Raw genomic sequence first — 24,309 nt, 5'->3', positions numbered from 1 at the left:
GGATTAAAGGGATTTGGTGAAGAAAGTGCAACACGCAATCGCCGGGTCCGGTCGATGCGGTTGCAATTCTCCTTGTCAAAAGCAAGTGACGCCGACGATTCTCCGTTAGATTTTTGTCCCTGGAAGCGGTGCCGGCTTATATATTATGGATCTGACGTTCTTATTCCCCTGCCTGAATGAGGCGGAAACCCTCGCTCATTGCATCACGGAAGTCAGGAAATCGTTGGAGGGGGATGCCTCCATCAAGTTCGAGATCCTGGTGGCGGACAATGGCAGTACGGATGAGTCCCGTGAAATCGCGCGGACCCATGGTGCCCGCGTGGTGAAAGTGGGTGAAAAGGGCTACGGTGCGGCATTGCGGGGTGGATTCGAAGCGGCGGAAGGCCGCTATGTGATGTTCGCGGATGCGGACGCGACCTACCTGCTTGAGCACAGCCTGGAGCTTTACCAGGCCGCCATCCGGGAGAACGCGGATATGGCGATCGCCTCCAGATTGAAAGGAACCGTGGAGCCGGGCGCCATGCCGCCGATGCACCATTACCTCGGGACGCCGGTTCTCACCACGCTGATCAACCTGTTTTTCAAAGGGAAGCTGAGTGACTGCAACTCCGGTTTCCGCTGCGTGCGGAAGGAGGCTTACAAAACCTGGCGCATCCGCTCATCCGGGATGGAGTTCGCTTCGGAACTCCTGATCAAGGCATTGAAGGCGAAGGCGAAGATGGTGGAGATCCCTTCCGGACTCCGCCCGCACCGCGCCGGACGGGTCGCCCACCTCAAGACCTGGCGGGACGGGATGCGGCACCTGTTGTTCATCCTTTCGGAGCGCCCCCAGTTTTTCGAATCGGTCGGGTTGTTGCTTCTCATTGCCAGCACGGTGCTTCAGGTGGCCGCGCTCATCTTCGGCCCGGTCCAGATCGGGATATTCAACGTGTTCGACGTGCACTCCCAGGCATTGCTTCTCCTCGGAGGCCTGACCGGAGCGCAGTTGTATGTGTTCAGTTGCGTTCTTTTCCTGGTGGGGAAAGAACAGTCGACCGCCCTTACCCGCAAGCTCATCGGCCTGGAGGAGGACAGCCTGTTTTTCCTCCTGCTCGGCCTCTTGCTGCTGGAGACGCTCTGCGTTGGCGGGATCGTCGTGAAGTGGGGGATGGTCCATTTCGGTGGGCTGGACCTGGCCAAGGTTCTGATCCCGATCATCCACTTCCTCAGCGTCCCCGCCCTGTGGGCGATCGGCCTGCTGGCCATCCACGTTTTCAAGAAGGGGGAAAGGGCCCACTAGCCGGGCTTGCGGCACAGGACGAGATACTGTGCGCCCATCACGCACCAGCGGAGGCTCGGCTCGAGGAACCGCAGCGCCGCCAAGGGACGGGGAAAGAAGAATTTGTAGTCCGTGAACATCACCTCGAATCCACAGTCCTTGAGGAGACGGCGGGTTTCCCCCGGCCAGAGCATGATGGCATCGGCATCGAAGGGGACCCTCCGCATGGACAACCGGGTGAGTGGATTCCAGGGATTGTTCTCCCAGAATGCGAACACGCCGCCAGGGCGGAGGCTGCGGTACACCAGGGTGGCCGCCCCGGCACGGTTCACGGGGTCGATGTGGTGGAAGACGCCGTTGCAGAAGGCGAAGTCCACGCCGCCCACAGGCGCCGCATCCGGTTGGATATATGTGGCGGCCAGCGCTTTCCAGTCGGAGCGGGCGATCTCAAGCGAAGCTTCCGAAGGATCCGCGCCAATCACGGAGGTTGCGTTCAGGAGATCGAAAAAATACGGTGTCGAAGTGCCGGTGCCACATCCGAAATCAAGGCAGTTCCGCGCTTGGAAACCCAGGCCGTCCAACCGTCTGCGCAGCCACTCCATACGTTGGGAAGCGAAGAACTCCTTGGTCTCCCCGCTGATGGAGAGCCCGCGCTGGAGCTGCTCGTCATAAGTGGCCGCACTCGTGTCGAAATCCTCATCGTCAGGTGAACGTAATGCCCCGGAAATTTTCATCCAAATATAGTGAATTGATTGCGTCGAAAGAAGGATCACCTGGGGGAGCGGGGTCGGGATGGATCCCGGTCGGCATATTCTGTCTCCTGCTCGCCCTGACATTGACGCTACAGATCCGGAGCGGAGCCTATCAATCCGATTTTGGCGGACACGCGGATGAGGCCGCGCATGTGGTGACCGGCCTCATGGTGCGCGACTATCTGGCCGGGCCGCTCTGGAGCGGAACCCACCCCATGCGCTATGCGGAAGACTATTACGCCCGCTTTCCCAAAGTGGCGATCGGCCATTACCCTCCGGGGTTCTATGTGTTGGAGGGACTGTGGTTGCTCCCCTCCCGGACGAAAACCGCCGCGCTCCTGCTGCCCGCATTCCTGACAGCTTTCACGGCATGGATCGTCTTCATGGCGGGCCGGCGGATGATGGGTTTTGCGGCGGCGCTCGCGGCAGCGGTTCTCTTCACCCTCATGCATCTCGTGCGGAGTTACACGGCGATCGTCATGTCGGATATGTTACTGGTGCTCTTGTGCCTGTTGGCGGTTCTGGCCTTCGCGCGGTTCCTTTCCACGGGCGCGGCGAAGTGGTCGCTGGCCTTCGGTCTGCTGGCGGCGGCGGCGATTCTGACCAAAGGCTCGGGGCTGCTTCTGGCATTGGTGCCTCCGGCCGCCATCCTGTTGACGGGACGCTGGAAAACCGTGCTGGAGCCGAAGCTGTGGCTGGCACCTCTGCCAGTCCTGTTGTTTGCGGTTCCCTGGCTGGTGGCTACCTCCCACATCACGGCGGAGGGCATGTCCGCCGCACCCCTCGGTGAATATGTCTTCCAGGCGCTTCCTTACTATGCTGCGGGCGGACTCATGGTTCTCGGTCCCGTGCTCACCCTCCTCATGGGGGGAGCCGCGGGATCTGCGGTGATGGTTTTGAAAAAGGAAAGGAAACTGCCGCCGGTGGACGCCGTGCTGTGGGGATCCGTTGCGGCGGTGTTCGCGTTTTATTGCGCCATCCCTTCAGGGCTGGATGAGCGCTATCTGTTGCCGGTCATTCCAGCGGTGCTGATCCTGGGGTTTGCAGTCCTGGACAAATTGGCGTCCGCGGTCACCCGGAAATATCCTTCATTCCCATCCCTGATCCTGATCCTGGTGTTTGCGTTGGCAGCCACTTGGAAAGTAGCGAGTCCGGTGACAAAGGTATTCCAAGGGGCGACGCCGGTGATCGCCCGCTTGTTGCAGGATTCCAAAGGCCCCGTGAACCTCCTGGTCTGCTCGGATGCGAAAGGCGAAGGGGCGTTGGTGGCGGCCGCCGCGTTGATGGCGCCCGAACGCGTCGTGGTCCAGCGGGGCACCAAACTGCTTTCCACCAGCGACTGGCTGGGCCGGGGGTATCAGATGGGTTTCGCAACGGATGACGAACTGTTCACTCTGCTGGATGCCGCTGCCATCACACATGTCATTGTTGATGATGGTCTTCCCGGGGAATCGATCTGGAAGCACCAGACGGCGGTGAGTGCCGCCATCCGGAATCACCGTGACAGGTTCCCCTCGGTGCTGGAGATGCCCCTGAAGCGCAGGGGCGACCTCGGCCACCTCACCATCGCCAATTTCCTCCACTGAAGCATGTCGAGAAAACCAATGAACATCCTCTGGGTGAAATCAGGCCCCCTGTTCCCGCTCGACAGCGGAGGGAAAAAGAGGACCCATGCAATGCTGGAGGAGATCAGCAGGCGCCACCATGTCACCTACCTCGCCCTGCTGGCGGACGGTCAGGAGCTTCATCCGGATGAGGCGGCGGCACCGTATGCCGCGGAAAAGGTGTGGCTCACCTGGAAGGAGACTCCCAAACGTACGTGGCGGTTCCATGTGGATCTCCTGCGCAATTTCGTGCTTTCGGAATACCCTTATGCGCTGGAGAAGTACCGCTCGAAGGAGATGGTGGACTGGCTGGAGACGGAGGCCACGGGTGACCGGTTCGATCTCGTCATCTGTGATTTCCTGCAGCCCGCCCCCAATTTCCTCCATATCAAAGGTGGGGCGCCGATGATTCTCTTCCAGCACAACATGGAAGCGATGATCTGGAAGCGGTTGGCGGAAAGCTCTTCCAATCCCGTCGGACGCCTTTACCTGCGTGACCAGTTCAGGCGCTTCTCTAAATGGGAGAAGAAGCTTTCGGCGCTGTTCGACGGTGTGATCACGGTGTCGGAGGATGATTCCGCCTACGCCCGGGGAACCTACCGGCTGGATAACGTCCGCGGGCATGTGGCCACAGGGGTGGATGTCGATTATTTCGCCCCCCGCAAAGAGATCTCTTCCGGCAGTGATGTCATCGGCTTCCTTGGCTCGATGGACTGGCTCCCCAACATCAAGGCGGTTGAGTTCTTCGTGGCGGAAGCATACCCGGTGATCAAGCGGGCCATCCCAGAGGTCCGGTTCATGGTGATCGGGCGGAACCCTCCCGAGTCGATCCGGAATCTGGCGGCGCATGATGATTCCATCACGGTCACAGGATCCGTGGATGATGTCCGGCCCTATCTGAAGATGTGCGACCTCATGGTGGTGCCGTTGCTCGCCGGAGGTGGCACGCGCATCAAGATTCTGGAGGCCATGGCGATGGGCGTGCCCGTTGTCTCAACGACGATCGGTGCGGAAGGACTGGGCCTTGAGAGCGGGGTCCATCTGGAGATCGCGGACGGCGCCGGCCCGTTTGCGGCCTGTACGGCCGAGCTTCTCGTGGATGATGGAAGGCGTCGCCGGCTGGCGGATGCCGCACATGTCCGGTTGGTGCGGGAGAACGGATGGAAGGGCGTCGTCGATGAGTTCTTGCAACTCTGCGAGGGAGTTTGAATCCTCATGGCCGAAGCAATGACGGATCCAAGAACACCGGAGAGAGTCCGCCACCATTATGAGGTGGAGAAGGAACTCGCAGCGAAACTGCGGAATTCCTGCCAATCGGAAAGGGTGCAACTCTTTGAGACCCTCTACACGGAATTGTTCGAGAGGGTGCCGGACCACCCGCGGCTCGTCAGGCGGGAGACACCGGAACAAAGCCGGCATAAAGTGGAGGGCCAGCTCCGTTTGCTGCGTCCGTTCCTGCGTTCCGACAGCACCCTGCTGGAGATCGCCCCGGGAGACTGCTGCCTGGCCCATGCGGCGAGCCGTCTGTGCAAGAGCGTGGTTGGTGTGGACATCTCCGACCAGCGGAGCGCGGGTGCACAGGCCCCCGCCAACTTTCTCCTCAAGGTATATGATGGCTACCGGATCGATCTTCCCGACGGGATTGCCGATGTGGCTTTCAGCTACCAGTTCCTGGAACATTTGCATCCGGACGACGTGGGCCCCCATCTGCAGTTGGTCCACCGCCTGCTGAAACCAGGCGGGAAATACGTCATCGACACACCACACCGGTTCTCCGGGCCGCATGATATCTCACGCTTTTTCGGTGATGATCTCGTCTGCTTCCATTTCCAGGAATGGACGTTCTGCTCTTTGGAGAAGGCCCTGAAAGCCGCCGGCTTCCGTCGGGTCCGGGTGTTCCGGAAAGGGAGGTTCTGGCCGTCGCGCCTGGTGGCCGACTTGAACAAGCTTGTTGAGGGAGGCGTGGGGCTGCTGCCGTCGAACCTGCGCAAGGCGCTGAGCCGGCGTTGCTACCAGTCGGTCACCATCGTCGGCGAGCGCTGAGCGCCGCCTCCGGGTTGGGGAGAGGGCCTTGTCCCTGTCTCAGCCCGCGTCCAGCAAGGTGTGGCGGCGTTTCGAACGGACCTGCTCGCGGGCATCCTTCAGTTTGTCCTCGAACTCGGCCAGCTTGTCGCCACGGCGGCGGGATGCTCCGCCCATGAGTACGATTTTAATCGTATCCAGGAGAACGAAGAGATCCATCACCAGTCCCATGTTTTTGAGATAGTAGAGATCGAATTCCAGCTTGCGCCTGGCATCCTCGACGGTGGATCCATAGGGATAGCACACTTGCGCCCATCCGGTCAGGCCGGGAAGAATCAGGAGCCGTTCGGGGAAATAGGGGATCTCCTCGGATAGCCGGTCGGCGAATTCCTTGCGCTCCGGCCTGGGGCCGACAAAAGACATGTCGCCCCGCAGGATATTCCAGAGCTGCGGGATTTCATCGATCCGGAACTTGCGGAGGAAACGCCCGATGGGAGTCACCCGGGGATCGTTTTTGGTGGACCAGCGTGCCCCTCCCGCCTCCGCATCCGCAACCATCGTCCTCAGCTTGAGCACCTCAAAGGGGCGGCCGAAACGGCCCAGGCGTTCCTGGCGGTAGAAGATCCCTCCGGAACCGCCGGACAGCTTCACCATCAGCGCGCCCGCCAGCAGCAACGGAAGCAAAACGATCCCGAGGCTGATCGATACCATGATGTCCACCAATCGCTTGATTTTGGCGATGTAAATGTGGTCCGGTTGGCCGCATGCGTGAAGGAGCCATTCGTCGTCGATGAGATCCAGCGGGATGGCCTGATAGGTTTCCTCACACACAAGGGCGATCGAAGAAATGGCGGTTCCGGAATACCGGAGCCTTCTGAGCAGCAGTGCGACTTCGGGGTCTTTCAGGCTGTTGGTGGTGCAGAAAATCCGGTCGATGGGAGCACTGCCCGCCTGCCGCCAGGCGTCATCAGGGCTTCCCAGGCACCTCATGTCCAATTTCGGAACGTATCCCGTCCGCGCGTAGCAACCGAGCAATGAGCAGTTCCGCAAATCCATCGCCTTGAGCAGGAGAGCTTCCACCTCGTCCTCCTCGCTGGAGATCACCACCGCCGCACGCTCCCTGAAGCCATACATCACCTTGTGGATGATCACATGGTGGATCCAGATCAGGATGATGGCGGGAACCACGGCCAGCAATAGCACCCCGCGGCCGACCTGCCAATGGGAGTTGATGAAGCCGAGCGACAGCAGGACGATGGACGCGGCGAGCAGGCAGCAGGTGATCAGGATGAGCCGCCGGCCCAAGCGGATCTTCGGCCCTCCGGCGGAATACAGCCCACAGATATAGGCTACCGCCACGAGACCGAACGAACTCACAACCAAGCCGGGTGCATACTTGGCCAGAGCTTCCTGGAATCTTTCCGGATTCCCGACGAAACGGATGCCCGCGCCAACGAAAAACGCCGTGACCCAGATCACCATATCAAGTCCCAGTCTCCGCAGTGCGGACAGCCGGTCCTGATGCTGATGGGTCGAGAGGCGCATGGTATGGAAATGAGTGGTCTGTTCGCAGGAAGCGTTACCTTCGCTTCAATGCATGGCCCTTGGACCTGTTGGCGGAGCGGCCTGGCATGATTTTCGATCTGATGGCAGGGTGGATCCCCGGTTGGTGCCGGGTCATTGTCTTCAGGGCGGTCAGCGCATGCCGGAAACGCCGCTGTTATAGTAGGATCATGGCGATCCCTCCACGGCTATAATGCCGCAGAATTCATGCCCGATTCAAGAATATTCTGGAACAGGCCCGGGCAAGCCTGCCGGTCATCAGGACCGGCTTCCAGCCAGTTGCGCGGGTTCTTCCTCCGACTCCATCTGATCGTAGTATGGCGCGGAGTAATAGTAGTAGTTGTAATAATTCCCCAGCTTCGAAAGGTCCACTGCGTTGAGCACGAAGCCGAAGAAGTGGGCCTGTGAGCGCCGGAGGAGGGAGAGGGCATCCAGCACATCCTTGCGGCCGGTTGCTTCAGCCCGCACGACGAGAACCGTACCATCGACCACCTTTTGGAGGGAGCTGGATTCACTGAGGCCCAGGACAGGGGGGGCGTCGATGACGATGCGGTCGTAGGTCTTCCGGAAATGATCCAGCATGTTGCTGAACACGTCCTGGCAGAGAAGCTCGGTGGTTCCGGCGATGACGGGGCCGCGGGGAATCACATCGAATCCGCCCGGCCCCATGTTGTGGATCGCGTCCTGAAGGCTGCATTCCCCCAAAAGCAGGCGGGTCATCCCGGGGGCCTTGTCGATGCCGACGATTCCGTGAACCCGGCCGCGGCGAAGGTCGCAGTCCAGCAGCAATGTTCTCTCACCCATCGACTGGAACGCCCATGCAAGATTGGTGGCTTGGGTGGTTTTTCCTTCCTGCGGCCTCGCACTGGTCACCAAAACCACCTGTGAGCGGTTCCGCCGGCTGGGGTGCATGATGATGTTGGCGCGGATGACCCGGAAGCACTCCAGGAGATAGTTTGGAACCGTCGCCCCTTGGGCGGGCGAGCGGGCCACATCTTCCAGCATGGCTTTGGAGGTGAGCGGGACAATGCCGATGCCTTCGAGCCCGGTGAGCTGTTCCAGTTGGGGAACTGTGGAAGCCGATGTGTTCAGGAGGTTGAGGGCGGTGGGAACCCCGAAAGCACCGGCGAGACCGACGGCGACGGCGAGGATTGCGATCTTGACCTTGCTCGGGGAGACCGGGATGTCATCCCGCAGGCTGACCAGTCCCTTGAAGCGAAGCTCGACCCAGTCGAAATCCTCCGCGAACGTCACTGTCGCCAGCTTCTGGGCGAGACGCTCCCTGGCTTGATCCCACATCTTCTGCTTGGCGGCGATGGTGGAGTAGATGTGTGAGGATTTCCCCACTTGTTCGGTGACGGCGTGATACTCGGGCACCCGTGCCTGAAGTTGCTTTTCCTTGTCCTCGAGGCTGGCGTAATTCAGGTCGAACTTCTGGCGCAGCATCTTGAACTCGGTCTCCAGAGCGCGCTCCGTGTCCTCAAGCTTCTGGTTGAGTTCCTTCATCACCCGGTGGCCGGGTTGGTAGATGCCGGAGTTCTGCTGGATCTGGCTGATCAGCAGGCGGCGCTCCTTTTCCAGCTTTCGCCATGGCTCGATGGCGTCAACTTCCGCAGGCGAGACGATATGGTTGGTTTCTTTGCTTCTGGTTGCGGTGAGGGAGCCCTTGAATTGTCCTGCGGCAGGCATGACATCACCCACATTCACCTCGGTCTCATTTTCGAATGAGCCCAACAGTGAGAGCAATGACATCATGTTTCCGATCTTGTTGCCCGGACCTGTGCTCGTGTCGTCCCCATCAGCCTGGGTCTGGTTCTCCAGGTTGGTGAGGAGTGTCCTGACGTCTCTCATGCGGGCCAGCTTCTCCCGCGTCTGGATCAGTTGTTTGGGGATGTCGAGGAGGCTCTGCTGTTCGAGCATCGCCTCGGTGAGGTTCTGATCCCGCTCGACGGAGGAAAGGGATGAGATCGTCTGTGAGATTTCCTGCTCCAGGCGATCGACCTGTTCAGTGTAGCGTCTCAACGCCTCGTCGCGGTACTCTTCGTAGTTCTCCTGTTGGAGTTCCTGGTAGGCGTTGACCATCGCCTGAGGAAACTCCCGGACGATACGCGGGTCATGGGCGACAACCGTCAGTTCCAGGTTCCGGCCGTCCACGGGCAGGACCACCAGGCTGGGAATGATGCGGAGCAGATCCTCGCTGGTGGCTCCGTCACCCACCACCCCCAGTCGCTTCGCTGCCGCGAGCTGGATGGGTGCGGAGCGGAAGCGGGTGAGGAAACTCCTGTGGAAAGCCGAGGTCTGATAGGTCTCGGGGACCTCCCGGTCAACCAGCGGGGCGCCGAAGCCGTGCATGCTCACCAGCCCCGTTGAACGGTAGGTCGGGGTGGCGAACATGTAGACAACGATGCCGGCCATCAGGCCGCCCGCCATCATCAGTAGCATGAGTCTTACATGTTTCGCGTAAGACAGGAGCTGGGAGATGAGTTTGAGGGGATCAAACTTCGGTTTGTTGGAAGGGTCGCTCATGCTGGTGATCCTATATCACGCTTTGCCGCGAGGGGCGGCGGACGCTTTGCCCGATGGCAGTTGCTGGTTCAATTTCCGGGAGTGGAACAGGGGGGCAAGTGCCTGCCAGTCGGACTTGAACAGGCAGCGGAGAGCGTAAAGCGCGAGTCCGGCGACGGGCAGGAGCAGGATCAGCAGGAGCCACACCACCTTGACTGCGACCGGAATCTCCAGGGTCCGGATGCTGGTCACGGCGGAGATCAGAAGCAATAGCCAAACCACAGCGATCCCCCAATAGATCATGGGGTGCAGGTTCATGATCTCCTGTTGTAAAAAATGAATGGCAATCCCTCTCATGATCAGCTAATTCCCCGGCCAGTTGTTGTCCTCCGGGCATGGGCTGTCAAGGGTCATCTTCCCTAGGGGCGGCTTGTGTTCTTGTCTTGCGCCGCAGCGGTTTTTTTGCCGGTAATCCGTCTGTCAGCCCACCTTTCAGCAAGTCAGTAGATGAGAAATCCAGATTTCCCGGGAACCTCCCCGCAGGCAACACCACGGGGGAAAATCCAGGTTCTCCATCTGGTCACATCGCTGGAACCCGGGGGACTGGAAAACGGTGTGGTGAACCTTGCCAATGGGCTGGATCCTTCGGAATTCCGTACAGCCATCGTTTGCTTGGAACGGGTGGGGGATTTTGCCCGCAGGCTGCGGAATGATGTGAAGGTCGTCTGTCTGGGGAAAGCGCCCGGTTTCCGATTTTCCGCGGCCCGGTCGCTTGCCCGGATGATCCGCAGCGAGGCGGCGGACATTCTCCATACCCACAATCTCGGGCCGTTGATCTACGGTTCGTTGGCTGGCGTTCTGGCTGGTGGGCGTGCGGCGGTTCTCCAGGGGGAACACGGGCAGATGCGTCCGGCGGAGATGGTCTGGAGGCGCAAATGGTTGCGGAAGCTCGGTTATCGTGTTTGCGGTGGGGTGCATACCGTCTCCGCGGGCCTCCGGACGGATCTGGTCAACCATGGTTTCCCAGGGGAAAAGATCAGGGTGATCCTCAATGGCGTTGACTGCGCGCGGTTCGCTCCCGTTCAGGATGGGGAGCGGGCTTTGCTCCGGGAGGCCTGGGGGCTGGAAAAGGACGCCGTGGTGTTGGGCATTGTCGGCCGGTTCGTTGCATTGAAGGGGCACGCTAGATTGATCGAGGCGTTCGGGAGGCTTTCCGCCGGTCATCCCAGGCTGCGGCTGCTCATTGTCGGGGATCACGGGGCGGAGCGGGAGGACATCCTGCGGAAAATCGCGGAGAGTCCGGTGAAGGAGAGGATCGTGTGGGCCGGCTACCAGTCTGAAACCGTCGATTTCTACCGGATGATGGATTTGCTGGTGGTTCCGTCCGACAGTGAGGGCCTCTCGAACGTCATGCTCGAGGCCATGGCCTGTGCGGTCCCTTGCCTGGTGCATCCCGCCTGTGGTGCGAACGAAGTCGTGGTTGAGGGTGTCAACGGTTTCCTGCGCGAAATGGCCACCCCGGAGGCATTGGTCCGGGTGCTCGGGGACATCGCCTCGGATCTTCCTCTCCTCGCGGAACTGGGGGCGGGGGCCCGCAGAACCGCGGAGCAGCGGTTTTCACTGGCTTCCATGGTCAATGGTTACAGCCGGCTCTACGAAGAACTGGCGGGCCGTAAGCCCGGTTCCGGAGACTGAGGACGGCCGGATCCCGGGGGTGGTGGAAACCCGGGATGGGGAGCGCTCAAAGGCTCGTGAGGATATAATCCCAGCACCAGAAAATCGCGTAGGTCAGGCCCGAACAGGCTGCCAGATCCATCAGGCTCAGGCGGTTCCAGAAGGGCTTGGGAGGGGCCGTTTCGGTATCTTCCCTGGTGCTGAAGATCGGGGCCACTTCGTCTTCCCTCCGTTCGGTTTCCGGCATTTCGTATGTTGCGGCGGATTCCTCGTCATCGGGATCTTCGGAAAGGGGATTATTGTCTTCCGGCGGAGCCTCCACGGCGGGTGGTGCCACCCCTTCCCTGCTCATGCGCAACCGGTGCAAGGCGGCGGTTGCGGCGATGACGAGGAAGTATTCCGTATGATACTGCCGGTTGATCATCCAGCCGGAGGCAGCCGTGGCCAGCAGCAGGACGGCAAGGGCCCTCCGGCAGCGGTCCTCGTCGTCATTGGCCGGCCGGAATTTCAACAGCGTGTGCACCGCACACCACAGGCCGGCGACATAGAGGAAAAGCCCGTAGGTGCCGAGGTCCGCACCCACCTGCACGTAACTTGAGTGGGTGGCCTTCGGAATGTCATGGATGACGGTGTTCCCTTCCTTCCAGTCGATCAGCGCTACGAACTCTTGCCAGCCAGCTCCCGTGGAACGTGTTTTCGTCACCCCGCGCGCCATTTCCCAGGCGAGCAGGCGTCCCTGCACCCCTTCATCAGCCCGGAGGTCGTTCATCTGCGCCATCCGGGGCAGGAAGCTGAGGGCGCTCATCCCGACGGTGAGTGAAACCACCGCCATGAAGACCTGGACCATCTTCGGCCTGCCGATGACGAACACGCTCACGAGCGTGATGCCCCCCACCACGAACGCTCCTTTTGATGCTGTCTGGAACACGCACCAGTAGGCGAGTCCGGCAAACAGGGGGAAGATCACCCATTTCCCCAGGGAACTGCCTTTCCAGAAATACAGCAGGTAGGCGACGGGCATCACCACCACCACGGAGTGCGCGAGTGAGTTCGGATTCCCGTGGATCCAGGTTCCGATGCAGAGGCGGCCGAACTCCTCCATATAGGCTTTCCCCCCCGTCAGGTCGATTCCCAGCGGAATGAGGTTTGCGATGATCGAGACGATCACGAGCGCGATCGTCCACCATTTCAGATAGGAAAGGAGGCGTTCCCAGGAGGTGATCGACTGCACGGTGAGGGCATAGAACGCGACCAGGGGGAGAAACCCCGAAAAGGCTCCGGTGGAGTCCGGGGCCGTCCACACCACATAGATGAAATAGGAGAGTATGACCCAGTCATGGGGCGTCCTCAGCAGTCCGGGGAAGGGCGAGGCCATCGACCGGCCCATGAAAAGCGCGGCCACCCACGTGACGATGATGGGCTTGATGAGATTCATCCCGATCAGTCCCGGCACCCAGTCCTGCGGGCGCAGGAAGTAGAAGAGCAAAAAGAAAACAGCGAAGAAGAATTCCATCAGGTGTCGGCGGAGACGCTAGGGTATCAGCGGGGCCGTGTGAAGCGGCATGTCAGGCCGGATCCCGCCGGGGCGGGCAGGCGTCCAGGAGGATGTCGGTATATCGGTTCGCGGCGGTGCTCCAGCCAAAGTCCGTGGCGTTGGCCGGGGCCGGCCCGGGTGGAAAGGGGGGAGTTCCGCCGAGGGCTTGTTCCAGTGCGTGGACGTAGGCGCCGGGATCTCCCGCTGGTGTCAGGATCCCCCGCTCCGGGCGGTCCACCAGTTCCGAAATGCCGCCGACATCCGTGCTGACCACCTTCAGGCGGGAGGCCATCGCTTCGAGGATCACATTGGGGAATCCTTCGTTGTGGCTGGTGAGGCACAGGAGGTCCGCCGCATTCATCCACCGGGCCACCTCCGCAGGGGCTTCCCTCCCGCGGAGATCCACCAGGTGGCGATAGCCCTCCCGCGCGATGGCGCCCTCCATTTCCTCCCGCAGCGGCCCGTCCCCGACCAGTACCAGCCGGGCAGGGGATTCGCCGCGCCCTTCACGCCGCCGGTTGAGTTCCGCGTGGGCGCGTATGAGCATCAACGGGTTCTTCACCGGCAGGTAGTTGCCGACGAAAAGCAGCACCGGCTGTTCCCGGTCCAGGTTGAGTTGCCCGCGCACCTCCTGCTGGTCACGCGGGCGGAAATCGCGGATGTCCACACCGTTGTAGATGACCTTGAGCGGTTCCTTGTCCGCGCCCGCTTCATGCAGCCGGCGGGCCAGATCTCCACTGCGGCAGATGACGGCCGCGCTGCGCTTGATCGCGGAAACGATCTTCCTGCGCCGTGTGGGGGATCCGAGATAGCCGTGGGTGTCGGTGCCCTGGGTGATCAGGACGACCGGCACCTGGTGACGCGCGGCCAGATCCACCACGGCGCAGCCATCCGGATAGAGCCAGGAGCACAGCACGACATCCGGCTTGAATTCGCCGATGGTGTGTCCGAAGGCGCGTGAGAGGGAGCGGGCCATCAGCCGGTCATTGCAGAAGCTTCCGAACTTCGGCACGTAGGGGCAGGGGATGTACTGCGGGGAGAATACCCGGTCCTGTTCCCGCGGGCGCGCCCCGGCCTTGCGCCACGGTGGCATCACCGCGCGGGGGCTGAGGACGCGGATGTCCCATTCATCACGCAGCGCGTGCAGCAACGTGGCATTGTCGAGACCCCGGATGGGGTGTTCCGCGTCCGGGAAGAGGTTTGATACGAAAAGCAGGCGTCTCATCGGGCTGGATTACATCGGGAGTGCGGTGAACGGGTGGGCGTCAGGTCGCCGTCCGTCCGGCGTCGCCCCGGAAAAGTTTGTTGCCATTGGTCGGCATTACGGATTGCTATCATGCCGCCCGGGCCGGGGGGAACACCGGGTGCCGGATCCAGCTTCATGCTATTCAATAGTTACACTTTTTGGATTTTCTTCGCGTTGGTTGCGCTGATTTACCGGTTCCTGGATCACCGGTGGCAGAACCGCTTCCTCGTCATCGCCAGCTACACCTTCTACGGCTATTGGGACTGGCGCTTCCTCGGGTTGATCGCGTTTTCCACACTGGTTGATTTCTTTGTCGCGCAGCGGATCGCCGGTGCCGGGGCGGGTCCCAGACGCAAGACCTGGCTGATTGTTTCAGTGTGTTTCAACCTGGGGCTGTTAGGGATCTTCAAATATCTTGGATTTTTCGTCAACGAATTCAATTCGTTTCTGGCCGGCATCGGGATTACAGGGGGCATTCCGGGCATCCATCTGGTCCTGCCGGTCGGCATCTCGTTCTATACTTTCCAGAAGCTCAGCTACACCATCGACGTCTACAGGAACAAGACCTCTCCGACCCGGAACCTGCTGGATTTCACCCTCTACGTCTCGTTTTTCCCGCTGGTGCTCGCCGGTCCCATCGAGCGTTCGTCCCACCTCTTGCCGCAGATCGCAAACCCGCGCAAACCCCTGGATGAGGAGCGTTTCCGGGATGGGCTGTATCTTGTCCTCAGCGGCCTCTTCCGGAAGGTGGTGATCGCGGACAACATGGCGCTCATCTCGAACCATATCTTCGCCCGTCCCGCGGCGGAACTGGGTGCGTGGGAGATCCTGTTGGGCATCTATGCGCTCGCTTTCCAGATTTACGGCGACTTCTCCGGTTATTCATCGATCGCGCAGGGGGTGGCCAAGTGGCTGGGGTTCGACCTGGTGGTGAATTTCCGCCATCCGTATTTCGCGAAGTCGCCCCAGGAGTTCTGGCAGCGCTGGCACATCAGCCTTTCCTCCTGGCTGCGGGACTACCTTTACATTCCGCTGGGAGGCAACCGCAAGGGGTCGGTCCGGACTTACTGCAACCTCATTCTCACGATGCTGCTCGGCGGCCTTTGGCACGGCGCCGCATGGACGTATATCATATGGGGGGCTCTGCATGGCGGGTGGCTGGCGGTCCACCGGTTGGTGTCCGGAAAGCAGCAGCCGCGGGACGGGCAGGAGGGTGACGGAAGATTGGCCGCCTTCGTGAAGATGGCGGTCACATTCCATTTGGTCTGCCTTTGCTGGCTGTTTTTCCGTGCGGATTCCGCCAGCCAGGCATTCGCCATGCTGGGCCGTCTGGCGGGGGGCGGCTGGCACTTCGGCGGGTTGGAGACCGGCATGCTTTCACTGATGGCGCTCTATCTGGTCCCGTTGGTGGCCTATGAGTGGTGGTGTGAGAAAAAAGGTGACCTGCTCGCGCTGACGAAGACGCATTGGGGGTGGCGCGCCGTCATTTATGTCTACATGCTCTGGATGATCCTGTTCTTCGGCTCACCGGTGCAGCAGGAGTTCATCTATTTCCGGTTCTGATCCCCAACTGCTGTGAAAGAGGACTATCCAGGTACAGACAAGCCGAAGAGGAACGAGTGGAAGGTGGTGCTCGTGCTCGTGATGTCCTTCCTGTTGTTGGAAGGGCTGGTCCGGAACTTCGCGGGTTCTCTCTCCCTGGACCTGCTCAACATCATCGCCACCCCGGAAACCGCCGCCCGCATCGCGGCCGCGCCGGAGGAGGTGCGGACGGTGCTGGTGGTCGGGAACTCGCTGTCGCGGAGCGGTGTGGATCTGAAACAACTCGGCGGGGGGGGCGGCTGGCCGCAGGATGGCAAGAAGCTGCGGACCCAGGCGGAGCTGTTCGCGCCGGATGGAAGCTCAGTGGCCCAATGGGACTGGGGGGTGAAGCGTTACTTCGCGAACGCCGGCTCCCATCCGGATGTCATCCTGCTGTTCACCGGGCGGGTCCACCTGCTCGACCAACCCGTCACTCCGGAGACGCTGGGCGCTTACTTCGTGGGGGCGCAGGACCTGTTGGCCGCTGCGCGCTCGATGCGGAGCAATGATGATGCCATCAGCCTTGTTATGGGGGCGACTTCCCACCTGCTCGCGAACAAGGACCGGGTCCGGACCCGCATCGGCTACTCCTACCTGCCGGGGTTTGAGGCGGCATGGCCGGTCTTGACCGCAGGAAAGGACATCGGTCCCAAGGCGGCACAGGCGGAACCGTCCGGAGGTGGCGGAGATCCCTCTGATGCCGGAAGCGTGGAGGCGCTCAGGCGTTTCATCGCCACAGCCCGGGAGATGGGGGCGGAACTTCATGTCATCAGCGTGCCGATGCCGGAAGGCTATCAGGTCGCGGCTCCGGTGCTAAGGTTGCTCGCGGAGACGAACACGCCGTTCCACGACCTGGCGGTGGTTCCCGGGATCACCCCGGACCTTTTTCCGGACCACTACCACCTGGGGGAGGCCGGTGCGGAGCTATTCACCGAAGCGATCCTGAATTCCCTGGCAAAGGGGTTCCCGGCCGGAAATTCCCATTGAAGCCTCCTTACCTGTGACGAACAGTTCGACTCTGCGGCATCTCTTTCTGACGACGGAAATCTTTTATCCGGACCAGGTTGGCGGCGGGTTCCTGCAGTTCGTCCGCTATGCGTCCGGGCTGCGCGAAAACGGAGTCATCGTCCATGTCTGCACGGCGCTCCGCGCCCATCACACTTCGGAAAGCGAGGAGTGGAACTCGATCGAGATCCTGCGGTTTCCCGGCTGCGAGGATGTGAGCCACCGCCGTGAGCGCGAGCTGATCGTCGGGAAGACACTCGCACTGATCGGGGAGAACTACCCCGGCACGGGCTGCATCCAGCCGAACGGCGAAAGCTGGGGAGCCACCCTCGCATTGGCAAAGGCGCGGCTGAAAGGAATACCGGCCACCTACTACTTCAGCATGTTTCCTCCCGAGAGGGATCTGCGCGGGTGGGCCAGGCTCCGGGCCAGCCTCCGCATCACGCTCTGCCTGCTTCCATTCCGGAAGCTCATTTTCTGCAGCAGCGCGCTTGGCAACGCGTACCGTTCCCTCGGCAACTTTCCGGCGGACCGCATGGCCTTCGTGCCGAATGGTGTCGATCTCGAACGCTTCCGGCCGGCCCGGGACGCCGTCGAACGCGCGGATCTCCGGCGGGAACTCTGCCTCCCCGAAGGCGGCAGGATGATCCTTTATGTCGGTGGTTTCATGCCGCGGAAGGGGTGCGACCTGCTGGTGGAGGCATGGAACAGGATCGAGGCGCGCCACCCGGACGCGTTCCTGGTCTGCGTGGGCAGCCAGGGCATGCGGGAGACCTTCAGGGATCCGGCATTCCGGGTGGAGATGGAGAAATTCCAGTCCACCATCACGCCGCTGGTGGAGGGGCTGGTGTCACGGGAGCGGATGATCATGACGGGGGAAGTGGGCGGCGTGGAGGCCTACTACCGGGCCGCCGACCTGTTCGTCTTCCCATCCCGCCGCGAGGGGCTTCCGAATGCGGCTCTGGAGGCGATGGCATCCGGCTTGCCGTGCCTGTTCGCTCCGTTCCACGGGTTCCCGGACGAGGGGGAGGAATTCGGCCACACGGACAGGGAATTCCGGAAGATTCCCCATGAGGTGGCGTTGTGGGAGAAAGGGATTTCAGAGACTCTCGATGATGGGGAGGGAACAGCGGAACTGGGGCGCAACGCCAGGGAATGGATGGTGCGGACCCAGAGTTGGAAGGAATGCGTGTCGGAGTTGGCCCGGGTCTATCATGGACTGCCGGGAGGAAACCGATGAAGGTGAAGGCGACGACGGTGAAATGGAAACGAACGAACGGAGCGAGGGTGATCTGAAATACCCCCGGCCTGTTCCCGGAAGACCTGGCCGTAAAGAGCCGGCGGTGGCGAAGTTCAGTCCGCCCGCAGGTTCTCGTAGTACCACTGCGCCGCCGCGGCGATGCCCTGGGAGAAGTTGAACCGGGGCGCGTAGCCGAGCAGCGTGACCGCCTTGTCGATCGATGCCAGGGAGTGCGGGATGTCACCACGGCGGGACGGACCGTAAGCCGGTTGGATGTCGCGGATCGCCGGGTCGAATTCGCCGAGGTGCCGCTGCAGCGCCCCGACGAGTTGCGTCAGGTTCGTGCGCTCGCCGCAGGCGGCGTTGTAAACGGTGTTGACCGCTTCCGGCTTGCTGGTGATCGCCGCAAGCTGGTTGATCTGCACGATGTTGTCCACGTAGGTGAAGTCCCGCGAGAAGGTGCCGTCGCCGTTGATGACCGGCCTCTCGTGCCTCAGCAGGGCGCTCACGAACGACGGGATGACCGCGGCGTATGCGCCGGAGGGATCCTGCCGCGCGCCATAAACATTGAAATAGCGGAGCCCCACGGTCTCCATGCCGTAGAGTTCGGAAAAGTTCCCGGCATACAGTTCATCCACGTACTTCGTGATGGCGTAGGGGGACAGCGGCTTGCCGATGTTCTCCTCCACCTTCGGCAGGGCGGTGCTGTCACCGTAGGTGGAACTGCTCGCCGCATAGACGAAGCGTTTCACCTTGGCATCACGGGCTGCCACCAGCATGTTGAGGAAGCCCATCACGTTGACCTCCGTGGAGAGGATCGGGTCGTCGATGGAGCGCGGCACGGACCCCAGGGCGGCCTGGTGCAGCACGTAGCCGGTGCCATCGCACGCCCGGCGGCAGGTAGCCAGATCGCGGATGTCCCCCTCGATGAGGGTGAACCTCGGATTTTCCAGATGGTGGGCGATGTTTCCGCGCTTTCCGGTGAAGAAATTATCGAGGCAGACGACTTCGTTGTCCTGGGCCAGGAGGGCGTCGATCAGGTTCGAGCCGATGAATCCGGCTCCGCCGGTGACCAGCACCCGTGAGTTGACGATCGTTTTGTTCATGAGGGATGGCTCCGGCGGTGGTCAGAGGCGGCCGTCCACCGCTTCGCGCGGGAGCAGGCATTTGACGTCATAGATGATGCCGCCATCGCGGATCAGGCTGCGGATGCGCCCGGGGCCGGCTTTCCGGATTTCGTCATGGGCGACGGCGAGGATGACGGCGTCATAGGTGCCGGGCCGCAGATCCTCCCAGGAGGTGAGCAAGTCCAGATGATGGATGCGCTTCACCTCGTCGGGCTTCGGCCATGGATCGTACACGTCCACCTGGCAGCCGTATGGCTGGAGCTGGCGGATGATGTCGGTGACCTTGGTGTTGCGGATGTCGGGGCAGTTCTCCTTGAACGACAGGCCCATCACCAGGATGCGCGCGCCGTTGACCGGCAGCTTCCGCAGCAGGAGGAGCTTGATGACCTCCGAGACGATGTAGCCGCTCATGTTGTCATTGATGCGTCGTCCGGCCAGGATCATTTCCGGGTGGTAGCCGGACTGCTGCGCCTTGTGGGTGAGATAGTAGGGATCCACGCCTATGCAATGTCCGCCGACCAGTCCGGGCCTGAACGGGAGGAAGTTCCACTTGCTTCCGGCCGCCTCCAGCACCTCCAGCGTGTCCAGCCCCATGCGGTTGAAGATGAGGGATAGTTCGTTCACCAGGGCGATGTTCACATCCCGCTGGGTGTTTTCGATGACCTTGGCCGCTTCGGCGATGCGGATCGATGCCGCCTTGTGGGTGCCTGCGGTGATGATGCTCGCATAGAGGGCGTCGACGAAGTCCGCCGCCTCCGGGGTGGATCCGGAGGTGACTTTCCGGATCATCGTCAGCCGGTGTGTCTTGTCGCCGGGATTGATGCGCTCAGGGCTGTAACCCGCGAAAAAGTCCACGTTGAGCTTCAGTCCGCTGAGTTGCTCGACCACAGGGATGCAGTCCTCCTCCGTGGCTCCGGGATAAACGGTGGACTCGTAGATGACATGGTCCCCTTTCCGGATGACCCTGCCCACGGTGTCGCTGGCGCGCAGCAAAGGCGTGAGATCGGGGCGGTTGGATGAGTCGATGGGGGTGGGAACGGTGACGATGAACACATCGCACCCGCGCAGCGCTTCCGGGTCGCTGGTGAATGTGAGGTGCGTTGCCTCCGCCAGTTCCCCCGCCGAACATTCCAGGGTGGAGTCCGTTCCTTCCCGGAGTTCATTGATGCGCGCGGAGGAGATGTCGAAGCCACGGACGTTGTATTGCTTGCCGAATTCGACGGCCAATGGCAGCCCGACGTAGCCAAGCCCGATGACGGCGATCTTCGTTTTTTCGGGATGCGGGATCATGAGTTTTCCGTGGTTGGCAGGTGGTGGGGCGCAACGGGCGCGGTGTCCGTGAGGATATGGTTCACATAGCCGTCGGAGCCGTCATTTGAAATCACCTTTCCGGGGATGCCGACGACGACGGAGCGGTCGGGAACGTCCTTGGTGACGACGGAGTTGGCGCCGATGGCAGCTTCATCGCCGATGCGGATGGCGCCGAAGATCACGGCACCGGGCCCGATATAGACGCGGTCGCCGATCTCGGGCGTCCCCGCCTTGGAGCCCCGGTTGGCGATGCCGAGGGTGATCCCATGGGAAAGATTCACGTTCGTGCCGATCCGGCAGCGGCGGTTGACCACGATGTTGAGGGCGTGGGGGAGATAGAGTCCGCCTCCGACCTCCGTCATCGGATCGATGAAAACCCCATGGCGCACCGCGGAACGCCGGTGGAGGAAAGCCACGATGTGATAGGGTCCGTAACGGGTGAGGGGGCATGCGCGGAGCAACCGGCAAAGGCGCATCATGAAGGTGATGCGGAACCCGGCCTCATGACGCCACGCCTGGAAGAAGGCGGCGGCCCCCTGCCCGCCATCATAGCGGAAGAGGTCCTCCCTGACCAATCGGCGGAACTTCCTGTGGGTCATGGTTTCACCCCGATGCGGGCGGATGGGTCGATCCGGCACAGCAACGGAGCCGGAGGGTGGGCCGCGAAGTATTCGTCAACGGCCTTCCTCGCTCCCTGCCAGAAGCCGTAGTCATCGATGATGAGGATTCCTCCTTTGGCCAGCCGCGGATAGAGTTGCTCGAGTTCATGCCTGGTGGATTCGTACCAGTCCGTATCGAGACGGAGCAGCGCGATGCTTTCGGGGATGGTCCCCGGTATGGTATCCTCCACCTTGCCCTTCACCAGGGTGACCTTTCCGGCGGGGTAGGAGGTCGCCGCCATGTTGTCCCGCACGTCATCGAGTGGGGAGACGCACCAGATGGTCCTGTCTTCGTTCTTCACGGTCCGCGCCAGTTGGTCCGCAGCGGATTCACCATCATAACTGGTGTCCTCGTTGGTCGGGGCGCTCATGCCGTCAAAGGTGTCATAGAGCCAGAGATGGCGTTCGGCCGAGCCTCCCGCCATGAGGGTCTCCGCGATGGCCATCGAGGAACCTCCGCGCCACACACCGCATTCCACGATATCTCCCTTGATGCCATTCATCTCGATGTGCCGCACCGCATCGACCAGAACGGCGATGCGTTCGGGTGAGGTCATGGTGTATGGCTCCACCTTGGCCAGGATCTTCTTTTGGAGTTCGGACAGATCGTAGGGCCATTTGTCCTTCGCCGCGGGCTTGCGGCCCAACTCGAGGTTCAATGGTTTGAGGATCAGGTTCAGAGACTTGGCGAAAAAGGAGATCATGCTCTCAGGAAAGGGTGATGGGCGGCTCCAGCCGGGTTCCGGCATTCAGGAATGTGCCGGATGGGCGGCGTGCTGCTCCGGGTGCAGGAAGCATTCATCGATGGAATCGACCAGCGTGACCCCCTCGTGCATCCGTTTTTTCTGGTGTTGTTCCCAGCGGAAGGTGTCGTAGCGGAGCATCCACAGCTCCGGAAGGCTCCTGCGGATGGCGCGCTTCAGCAAGCCGGAGGCCCGGCCGGCGGCGGGCGGTTGCGGGGCGTGGTTCCTTTCCCACGTGGCGGAATAGTCGCTCTGGTAGGGGATCATCGATGGGGCGGGGATGAGCTTGGTGCGCCGGGCGACCATCACAATCTCCAGCGGGCCGTCGCCCAGGAACGTGATGCGTTTCCCGAGTTCGGCGGGATCCTGCACCTTGAACACGCGCCGCCGCCCGAACGACTCGGACAGGGCCATCAGCAACACCTCGAAGCCGCTCGACTCATTGAACAATCTGAAGAAAAGCTCGGGGCTGAACTGATAGAAGCCGTGGCCGTTGAAGTTGTTGCTCGTCGTGGCGGTGATGAACACCCCTCCGGCCTTCACCAGATTCATCGCGTTGGCGATCGCATTCGGGAAATGGAAGACATGTTCCAGCGTTCCGCCGTCGAACACCATGTCATAGCGTGAATGCCATTCCGTGGGGATGGGGTGGTTCAAGTCATGGACCAGTGAACACGCCTCGTAGGCGGATACATCCATGGACTCCACATTTCCGATGCCGATGGCTTTGAAAAACGGCTCCGCGTAGGCGTTGCTCCCTTCCAGCAACCGTGGGTTTGCCCTGACGATCCCGGCGAGTCCCGGAACTTTCCCGAAGTCCAGCGGCGAAACTGAAAAATGCTGGCGCCCGAAGGTGAGCAGGGAATCCATCTTGATCCCCCGCTTCTTCAGGCTTTGGAATGTGGCCGCTCCGATTTTTTCTAAACCCATGTCATTGAACTCCGGCCGGGAGTCTGGGGTAGCACTGATGGGGAGTCAATCGGGTTGATCCCTGGATGCTGTCCGGATTCTAGGTCAAATCGAGGCTGGACGGTTCAAGCGGAAGCTGTTTCGGTGCGTGACCCGCCTCCCTCCGGTGTCCGGTGATTCTCCTTCCCAGATGATGAACTCTGCCCGCCATTTGATTTCGTGCTTGTTGATCTGCCTGTCAGGCTTGGCTGCGGTGGCGAAGCTGGAAGCGCAAACCCAGAGCCCCTGGGTATCACGGGTATCGGCCACGACACAGTCGTTGAGTGGTGCGGCGTATGGAGCGGGGTTGTATGCCGTGGTGGGTGATTCGGGGGCCATCGTCACATCTCCGGACGGCGTGACATGGACCAGCCGGACTTCCACCACCACCAACTCGCTGCGATCCGTTTGTTTCGGCGGCGGACGGTTTGTTGCCGTGGGCGCGGCGGGGACCGTCTTGACATCCGTTAATGGGATCACCTGGAAAGCTGAGGCATCCACCACCACCGCGTTCCTTTCGGGAGTGGCCTACGGTGCGGGGAAGTTCGTTGCGGTAGGGGGCTTTGGCATGGCGATCAGCTCGGCGGATGGAACGACTTGGCAAGGGGTTGATACCACCGCTGCGGGGCAGTTCCTCCAGGGCGTGGTTTTCGCGGGCGGGCGTTTCCTCGCGTATGGGCAGGAGGGTGCCATGGAGGATGGTGAGATCCATGGCACGGTCCGCACCTCCCAGGATGGACTCGTGTGGACCACGGTCACCCTGCCTGTCAGCAGTGACGTTTACACCATGGCGTATTTCCGCGGCCGTTATTACACCGGCGGCCGCTACGGAGAGTGTTTCTCATCAGAGGATCTCATCGACTGGCGTACCGAAGACACCGGGATTTACACGGACATCTACTCGATGGTGACGGACGGGCATACGCTGGTCGCTGTCTGTGATGGAGGGAACATCCGGGTAACCGGCAACGGAACGGCTTGGACTCCCGTGACCTCAGGGGTCACCAGCACCCTCTTCGGTGCATTGTTCGCGGACGGCAGGTTTATGGCCGTCGGTGGCGTCAGCTCGGGCCGGGGGACGATCCTCACCACCCCTCGGGATCCGGTGGTGACGGGGTATGACAGTTGGAAAGCACTGAAATTCACAACGCCGGAGCAGATGGATCCGGCGATCAGCGGTCCCACCGCGGATGCCGAGCACGACGGTATCACCAACCTTGCGGAGTACGCCCATGGACTCAACCCCAAGGGGATGGATGCCGGTTCGGACAGACTCCTTTCGGTGAGGCCTCCGTCTTCGCCGTCCACAGGAGTGGAACTGAGATGGACCTACGATGTGACGGCCACCGCCGGAGTGGGCATCGTGGTGCAATACAGCAGTACCCTGGCGGCGGGAAGCTGGAGGGCCTTGGAGGCGGAGCCGGAGAACCTTTCCAGGGACGGTGATCTCCAGACGGTGTTCGTCATCGATGCGGCATCTGTGGAAGGGCGGTGCTTCTATCGCCTTGAATACGTCCAGAAGGATTGACCATCATGG

Annotated in this window: 20 protein-coding genes; 9 read left to right on the top strand and 11 right to left on the bottom strand. The window is 61.5% G+C overall.

Annotated features, from left to right (window positions below; all coding sequences use genetic code 11):
- Positions 1-145: 145 nt before the first annotated feature.
- Positions 146-1,279: a glycosyltransferase family 2 protein gene (locus tag KF712_14540; protein MBX3742208.1), complete on the top strand. Its 1,134-nt coding sequence runs from the start codon at positions 146-148 to the stop codon at positions 1,277-1,279.
- Here KF712_14540 and KF712_14535 read toward each other — a convergent pair.
- Positions 1,276-1,992, bottom strand: coding sequence for a methyltransferase domain-containing protein (locus KF712_14535; protein MBX3742207.1), 717 nt, complete (start codon positions 1,990-1,992; stop codon positions 1,276-1,278). The genes KF712_14540 and KF712_14535 overlap by 4 nt on opposite strands.
- A 101-nt stretch (positions 1,993-2,093) precedes the next feature.
- Between KF712_14535 and KF712_14530 the strand changes: the two genes are divergently transcribed.
- Genes KF712_14530 through KF712_14520 form a run of 3 tightly spaced genes read left to right on the top strand, consistent with a single transcriptional unit; the run spans position 2,094 to position 5,657 of the window.
- Positions 2,094-3,596, top strand: coding sequence for a glycosyltransferase family 39 protein (locus KF712_14530; GenBank protein ID MBX3742206.1), 1,503 nt, complete (start codon positions 2,094-2,096; stop codon positions 3,594-3,596).
- An 18-nt stretch (positions 3,597-3,614) separates the two neighbouring features.
- Complete coding sequence (locus KF712_14525; GenBank protein MBX3742205.1) at positions 3,615-4,823, top strand: glycosyltransferase; 1,209 nt, start codon at positions 3,615-3,617, stop codon at positions 4,821-4,823.
- An 18-nt stretch (positions 4,824-4,841) separates the two neighbouring features.
- Complete coding sequence (locus KF712_14520; GenBank protein ID MBX3742204.1) at positions 4,842-5,657, top strand: methyltransferase domain-containing protein; 816 nt, start codon at positions 4,842-4,844, stop codon at positions 5,655-5,657.
- Between the two features lie 39 nt (positions 5,658-5,696).
- Here KF712_14520 and KF712_14515 read toward each other — a convergent pair whose 3' ends face one another.
- From KF712_14515 to KF712_14505, 3 genes are all read right to left on the bottom strand, one after another.
- The gene (locus tag KF712_14515; GenBank protein MBX3742203.1) at positions 5,697-7,181 is read right to left on the bottom strand and encodes an exopolysaccharide biosynthesis polyprenyl glycosylphosphotransferase; all 1,485 of its coding nucleotides are present in this window, start codon (positions 7,179-7,181) and stop codon (positions 5,697-5,699) included.
- A gap of 276 nt (positions 7,182-7,457) precedes the next feature.
- Positions 7,458-9,725 carry a polysaccharide biosynthesis tyrosine autokinase gene (locus KF712_14510; GenBank protein ID MBX3742202.1) on the bottom strand — a complete coding sequence of 756 codons (2,268 nt, stop codon included), beginning with the start codon at positions 9,723-9,725 and terminating at the stop codon, positions 7,458-7,460.
- A 15-nt stretch (positions 9,726-9,740) separates the two neighbouring features.
- Positions 9,741-10,022 (bottom strand): hypothetical protein, encoded by a 282-nt coding sequence (locus tag KF712_14505; GenBank protein MBX3742201.1) that lies wholly within the window; start codon positions 10,020-10,022, stop codon positions 9,741-9,743.
- A 189-nt stretch (positions 10,023-10,211) separates the two neighbouring features.
- On the opposite strand from KF712_14505, the gene KF712_14500 reads away from it, so the two are divergent.
- A complete protein-coding gene (locus KF712_14500) occupies positions 10,212-11,399 on the top strand; it encodes a glycosyltransferase (protein MBX3742200.1) in 1,188 nt (395 codons plus the stop codon).
- A gap of 46 nt (positions 11,400-11,445) precedes the next feature.
- Here KF712_14500 and KF712_14495 read toward each other — a convergent pair whose 3' ends face one another.
- Entirely contained in the window at positions 11,446-12,891 is a 1,446-nt protein-coding gene (locus KF712_14495; GenBank protein ID MBX3742199.1) for an O-antigen ligase family protein, read from the bottom strand.
- A 52-nt stretch (positions 12,892-12,943) separates the two neighbouring features.
- Positions 12,944-14,137, bottom strand: a complete 1,194-nt coding sequence (locus KF712_14490; GenBank protein MBX3742198.1) for a glycosyltransferase — start codon at positions 14,135-14,137, stop codon at positions 12,944-12,946.
- Between the two features lie 156 nt (positions 14,138-14,293).
- On the opposite strand from KF712_14490, the gene KF712_14485 reads away from it, so the two are divergent.
- Genes KF712_14485 through KF712_14475 form a run of 3 tightly spaced genes read left to right on the top strand, consistent with a single transcriptional unit; the run spans position 14,294 to position 17,984 of the window.
- Entirely contained in the window at positions 14,294-15,721 is a 1,428-nt protein-coding gene (locus tag KF712_14485) for an MBOAT family protein (protein MBX3742197.1), read from the top strand.
- Positions 15,722-15,733: 12 nt separating this feature from the next.
- Entirely contained in the window at positions 15,734-16,726 is a 993-nt protein-coding gene (locus tag KF712_14480) for a hypothetical protein (protein MBX3742196.1), read from the top strand.
- A gap of 13 nt (positions 16,727-16,739) precedes the next feature.
- On the top strand, positions 16,740-17,984 hold the full coding sequence (locus KF712_14475; protein MBX3742195.1) for a glycosyltransferase family 4 protein: 1,245 nt from the start codon (positions 16,740-16,742) through the stop codon (positions 17,982-17,984).
- Positions 17,985-18,097: 113 nt separating this feature from the next.
- Here the strand turns inward: KF712_14475 and KF712_14470 are convergent, their stop codons facing one another.
- From KF712_14470 to KF712_14450, 5 genes are all read right to left on the bottom strand, one after another.
- Positions 18,098-19,090: an SDR family oxidoreductase gene (locus tag KF712_14470; protein ID MBX3742194.1), complete on the bottom strand. Its 993-nt coding sequence runs from the start codon at positions 19,088-19,090 to the stop codon at positions 18,098-18,100.
- Between the two features lie 21 nt (positions 19,091-19,111).
- Positions 19,112-20,398, bottom strand: coding sequence for a nucleotide sugar dehydrogenase (locus KF712_14465; GenBank protein MBX3742193.1), 1,287 nt, complete (start codon positions 20,396-20,398; stop codon positions 19,112-19,114).
- On the bottom strand, positions 20,398-20,784 hold the full coding sequence (locus KF712_14460; protein MBX3742192.1) for a hypothetical protein: 387 nt from the start codon (positions 20,782-20,784) through the stop codon (positions 20,398-20,400). The genes KF712_14465 and KF712_14460 overlap by 1 nt, the downstream gene beginning before the upstream one ends.
- Before the next feature lie 233 nt (positions 20,785-21,017).
- Positions 21,018-21,785: a class I SAM-dependent methyltransferase gene (locus tag KF712_14455; GenBank protein ID MBX3742191.1), complete on the bottom strand. Its 768-nt coding sequence runs from the start codon at positions 21,783-21,785 to the stop codon at positions 21,018-21,020.
- A gap of 45 nt (positions 21,786-21,830) precedes the next feature.
- Complete coding sequence (locus KF712_14450) at positions 21,831-22,754, bottom strand: hypothetical protein (protein ID MBX3742190.1); 924 nt, start codon at positions 22,752-22,754, stop codon at positions 21,831-21,833.
- Positions 22,755-22,959: 205 nt separating this feature from the next.
- On the opposite strand from KF712_14450, the gene KF712_14445 reads away from it, so the two are divergent.
- Positions 22,960-24,300, top strand: a complete 1,341-nt coding sequence (locus tag KF712_14445) for a hypothetical protein (GenBank protein MBX3742189.1) — start codon at positions 22,960-22,962, stop codon at positions 24,298-24,300.
- The last annotated feature ends 9 nt before the right edge of the window (positions 24,301-24,309 follow it).

The organism is Akkermansiaceae bacterium (genome assembly GCA_019634595.1).
GTDB lineage: Bacteria > Verrucomicrobiota > Verrucomicrobiia > Verrucomicrobiales > Akkermansiaceae > Luteolibacter.
The sequence above is the reverse complement of the archived record's forward strand: the minus strand, read 5'-3'. Positions and strand labels throughout refer to the sequence as shown.

Excerpts from the sequence above, each read along its gene's own strand:
- KF712_14500 (MBX3742200.1), top strand. The coding sequence starts at position 10,212 with ATGAGAAATCCAGATTTCCCGGGAACCTCCCCGCAGGCAACACCACGG.
- KF712_14460 (MBX3742192.1), bottom strand. The coding sequence starts at position 20,784 with ATGACGGAGGTCGGAGGCGGACTCTATCTCCCCCACGCCCTCAACATC.
- KF712_14505 (MBX3742201.1), bottom strand. The coding sequence starts at position 10,022 with ATGAACCTGCACCCCATGATCTATTGGGGGATCGCTGTGGTTTGGCTA.
- KF712_14525 (MBX3742205.1), top strand. The coding sequence starts at position 3,615 with ATGAACATCCTCTGGGTGAAATCAGGCCCCCTGTTCCCGCTCGACAGC.
- KF712_14450 (MBX3742190.1), bottom strand. The coding sequence starts at position 22,754 with ATGGGTTTAGAAAAAATCGGAGCGGCCACATTCCAAAGCCTGAAGAAG.
- KF712_14455 (MBX3742191.1), bottom strand. The coding sequence starts at position 21,785 with ATGATCTCCTTTTTCGCCAAGTCTCTGAACCTGATCCTCAAACCATTG.
- KF712_14515 (MBX3742203.1), bottom strand. The coding sequence starts at position 7,181 with ATGCGCCTCTCGACCCATCAGCATCAGGACCGGCTGTCCGCACTGCGG.
- KF712_14470 (MBX3742194.1), bottom strand. The coding sequence starts at position 19,090 with ATGAACAAAACGATCGTCAACTCACGGGTGCTGGTCACCGGCGGAGCC.
- KF712_14510 (MBX3742202.1), bottom strand. The coding sequence starts at position 9,725 with ATGAGCGACCCTTCCAACAAACCGAAGTTTGATCCCCTCAAACTCATC.
- KF712_14535 (MBX3742207.1), bottom strand. The coding sequence starts at position 1,992 with ATGAAAATTTCCGGGGCATTACGTTCACCTGACGATGAGGATTTCGAC.
- KF712_14540 (MBX3742208.1), top strand. The coding sequence starts at position 146 with ATGGATCTGACGTTCTTATTCCCCTGCCTGAATGAGGCGGAAACCCTC.
- KF712_14490 (MBX3742198.1), bottom strand. The coding sequence starts at position 14,137 with ATGAGACGCCTGCTTTTCGTATCAAACCTCTTCCCGGACGCGGAACAC.
- KF712_14495 (MBX3742199.1), bottom strand. The coding sequence starts at position 12,891 with ATGGAATTCTTCTTCGCTGTTTTCTTTTTGCTCTTCTACTTCCTGCGC.
- KF712_14485 (MBX3742197.1), top strand. The coding sequence starts at position 14,294 with ATGCTATTCAATAGTTACACTTTTTGGATTTTCTTCGCGTTGGTTGCG.
- KF712_14520 (MBX3742204.1), top strand. The coding sequence starts at position 4,842 with ATGACGGATCCAAGAACACCGGAGAGAGTCCGCCACCATTATGAGGTG.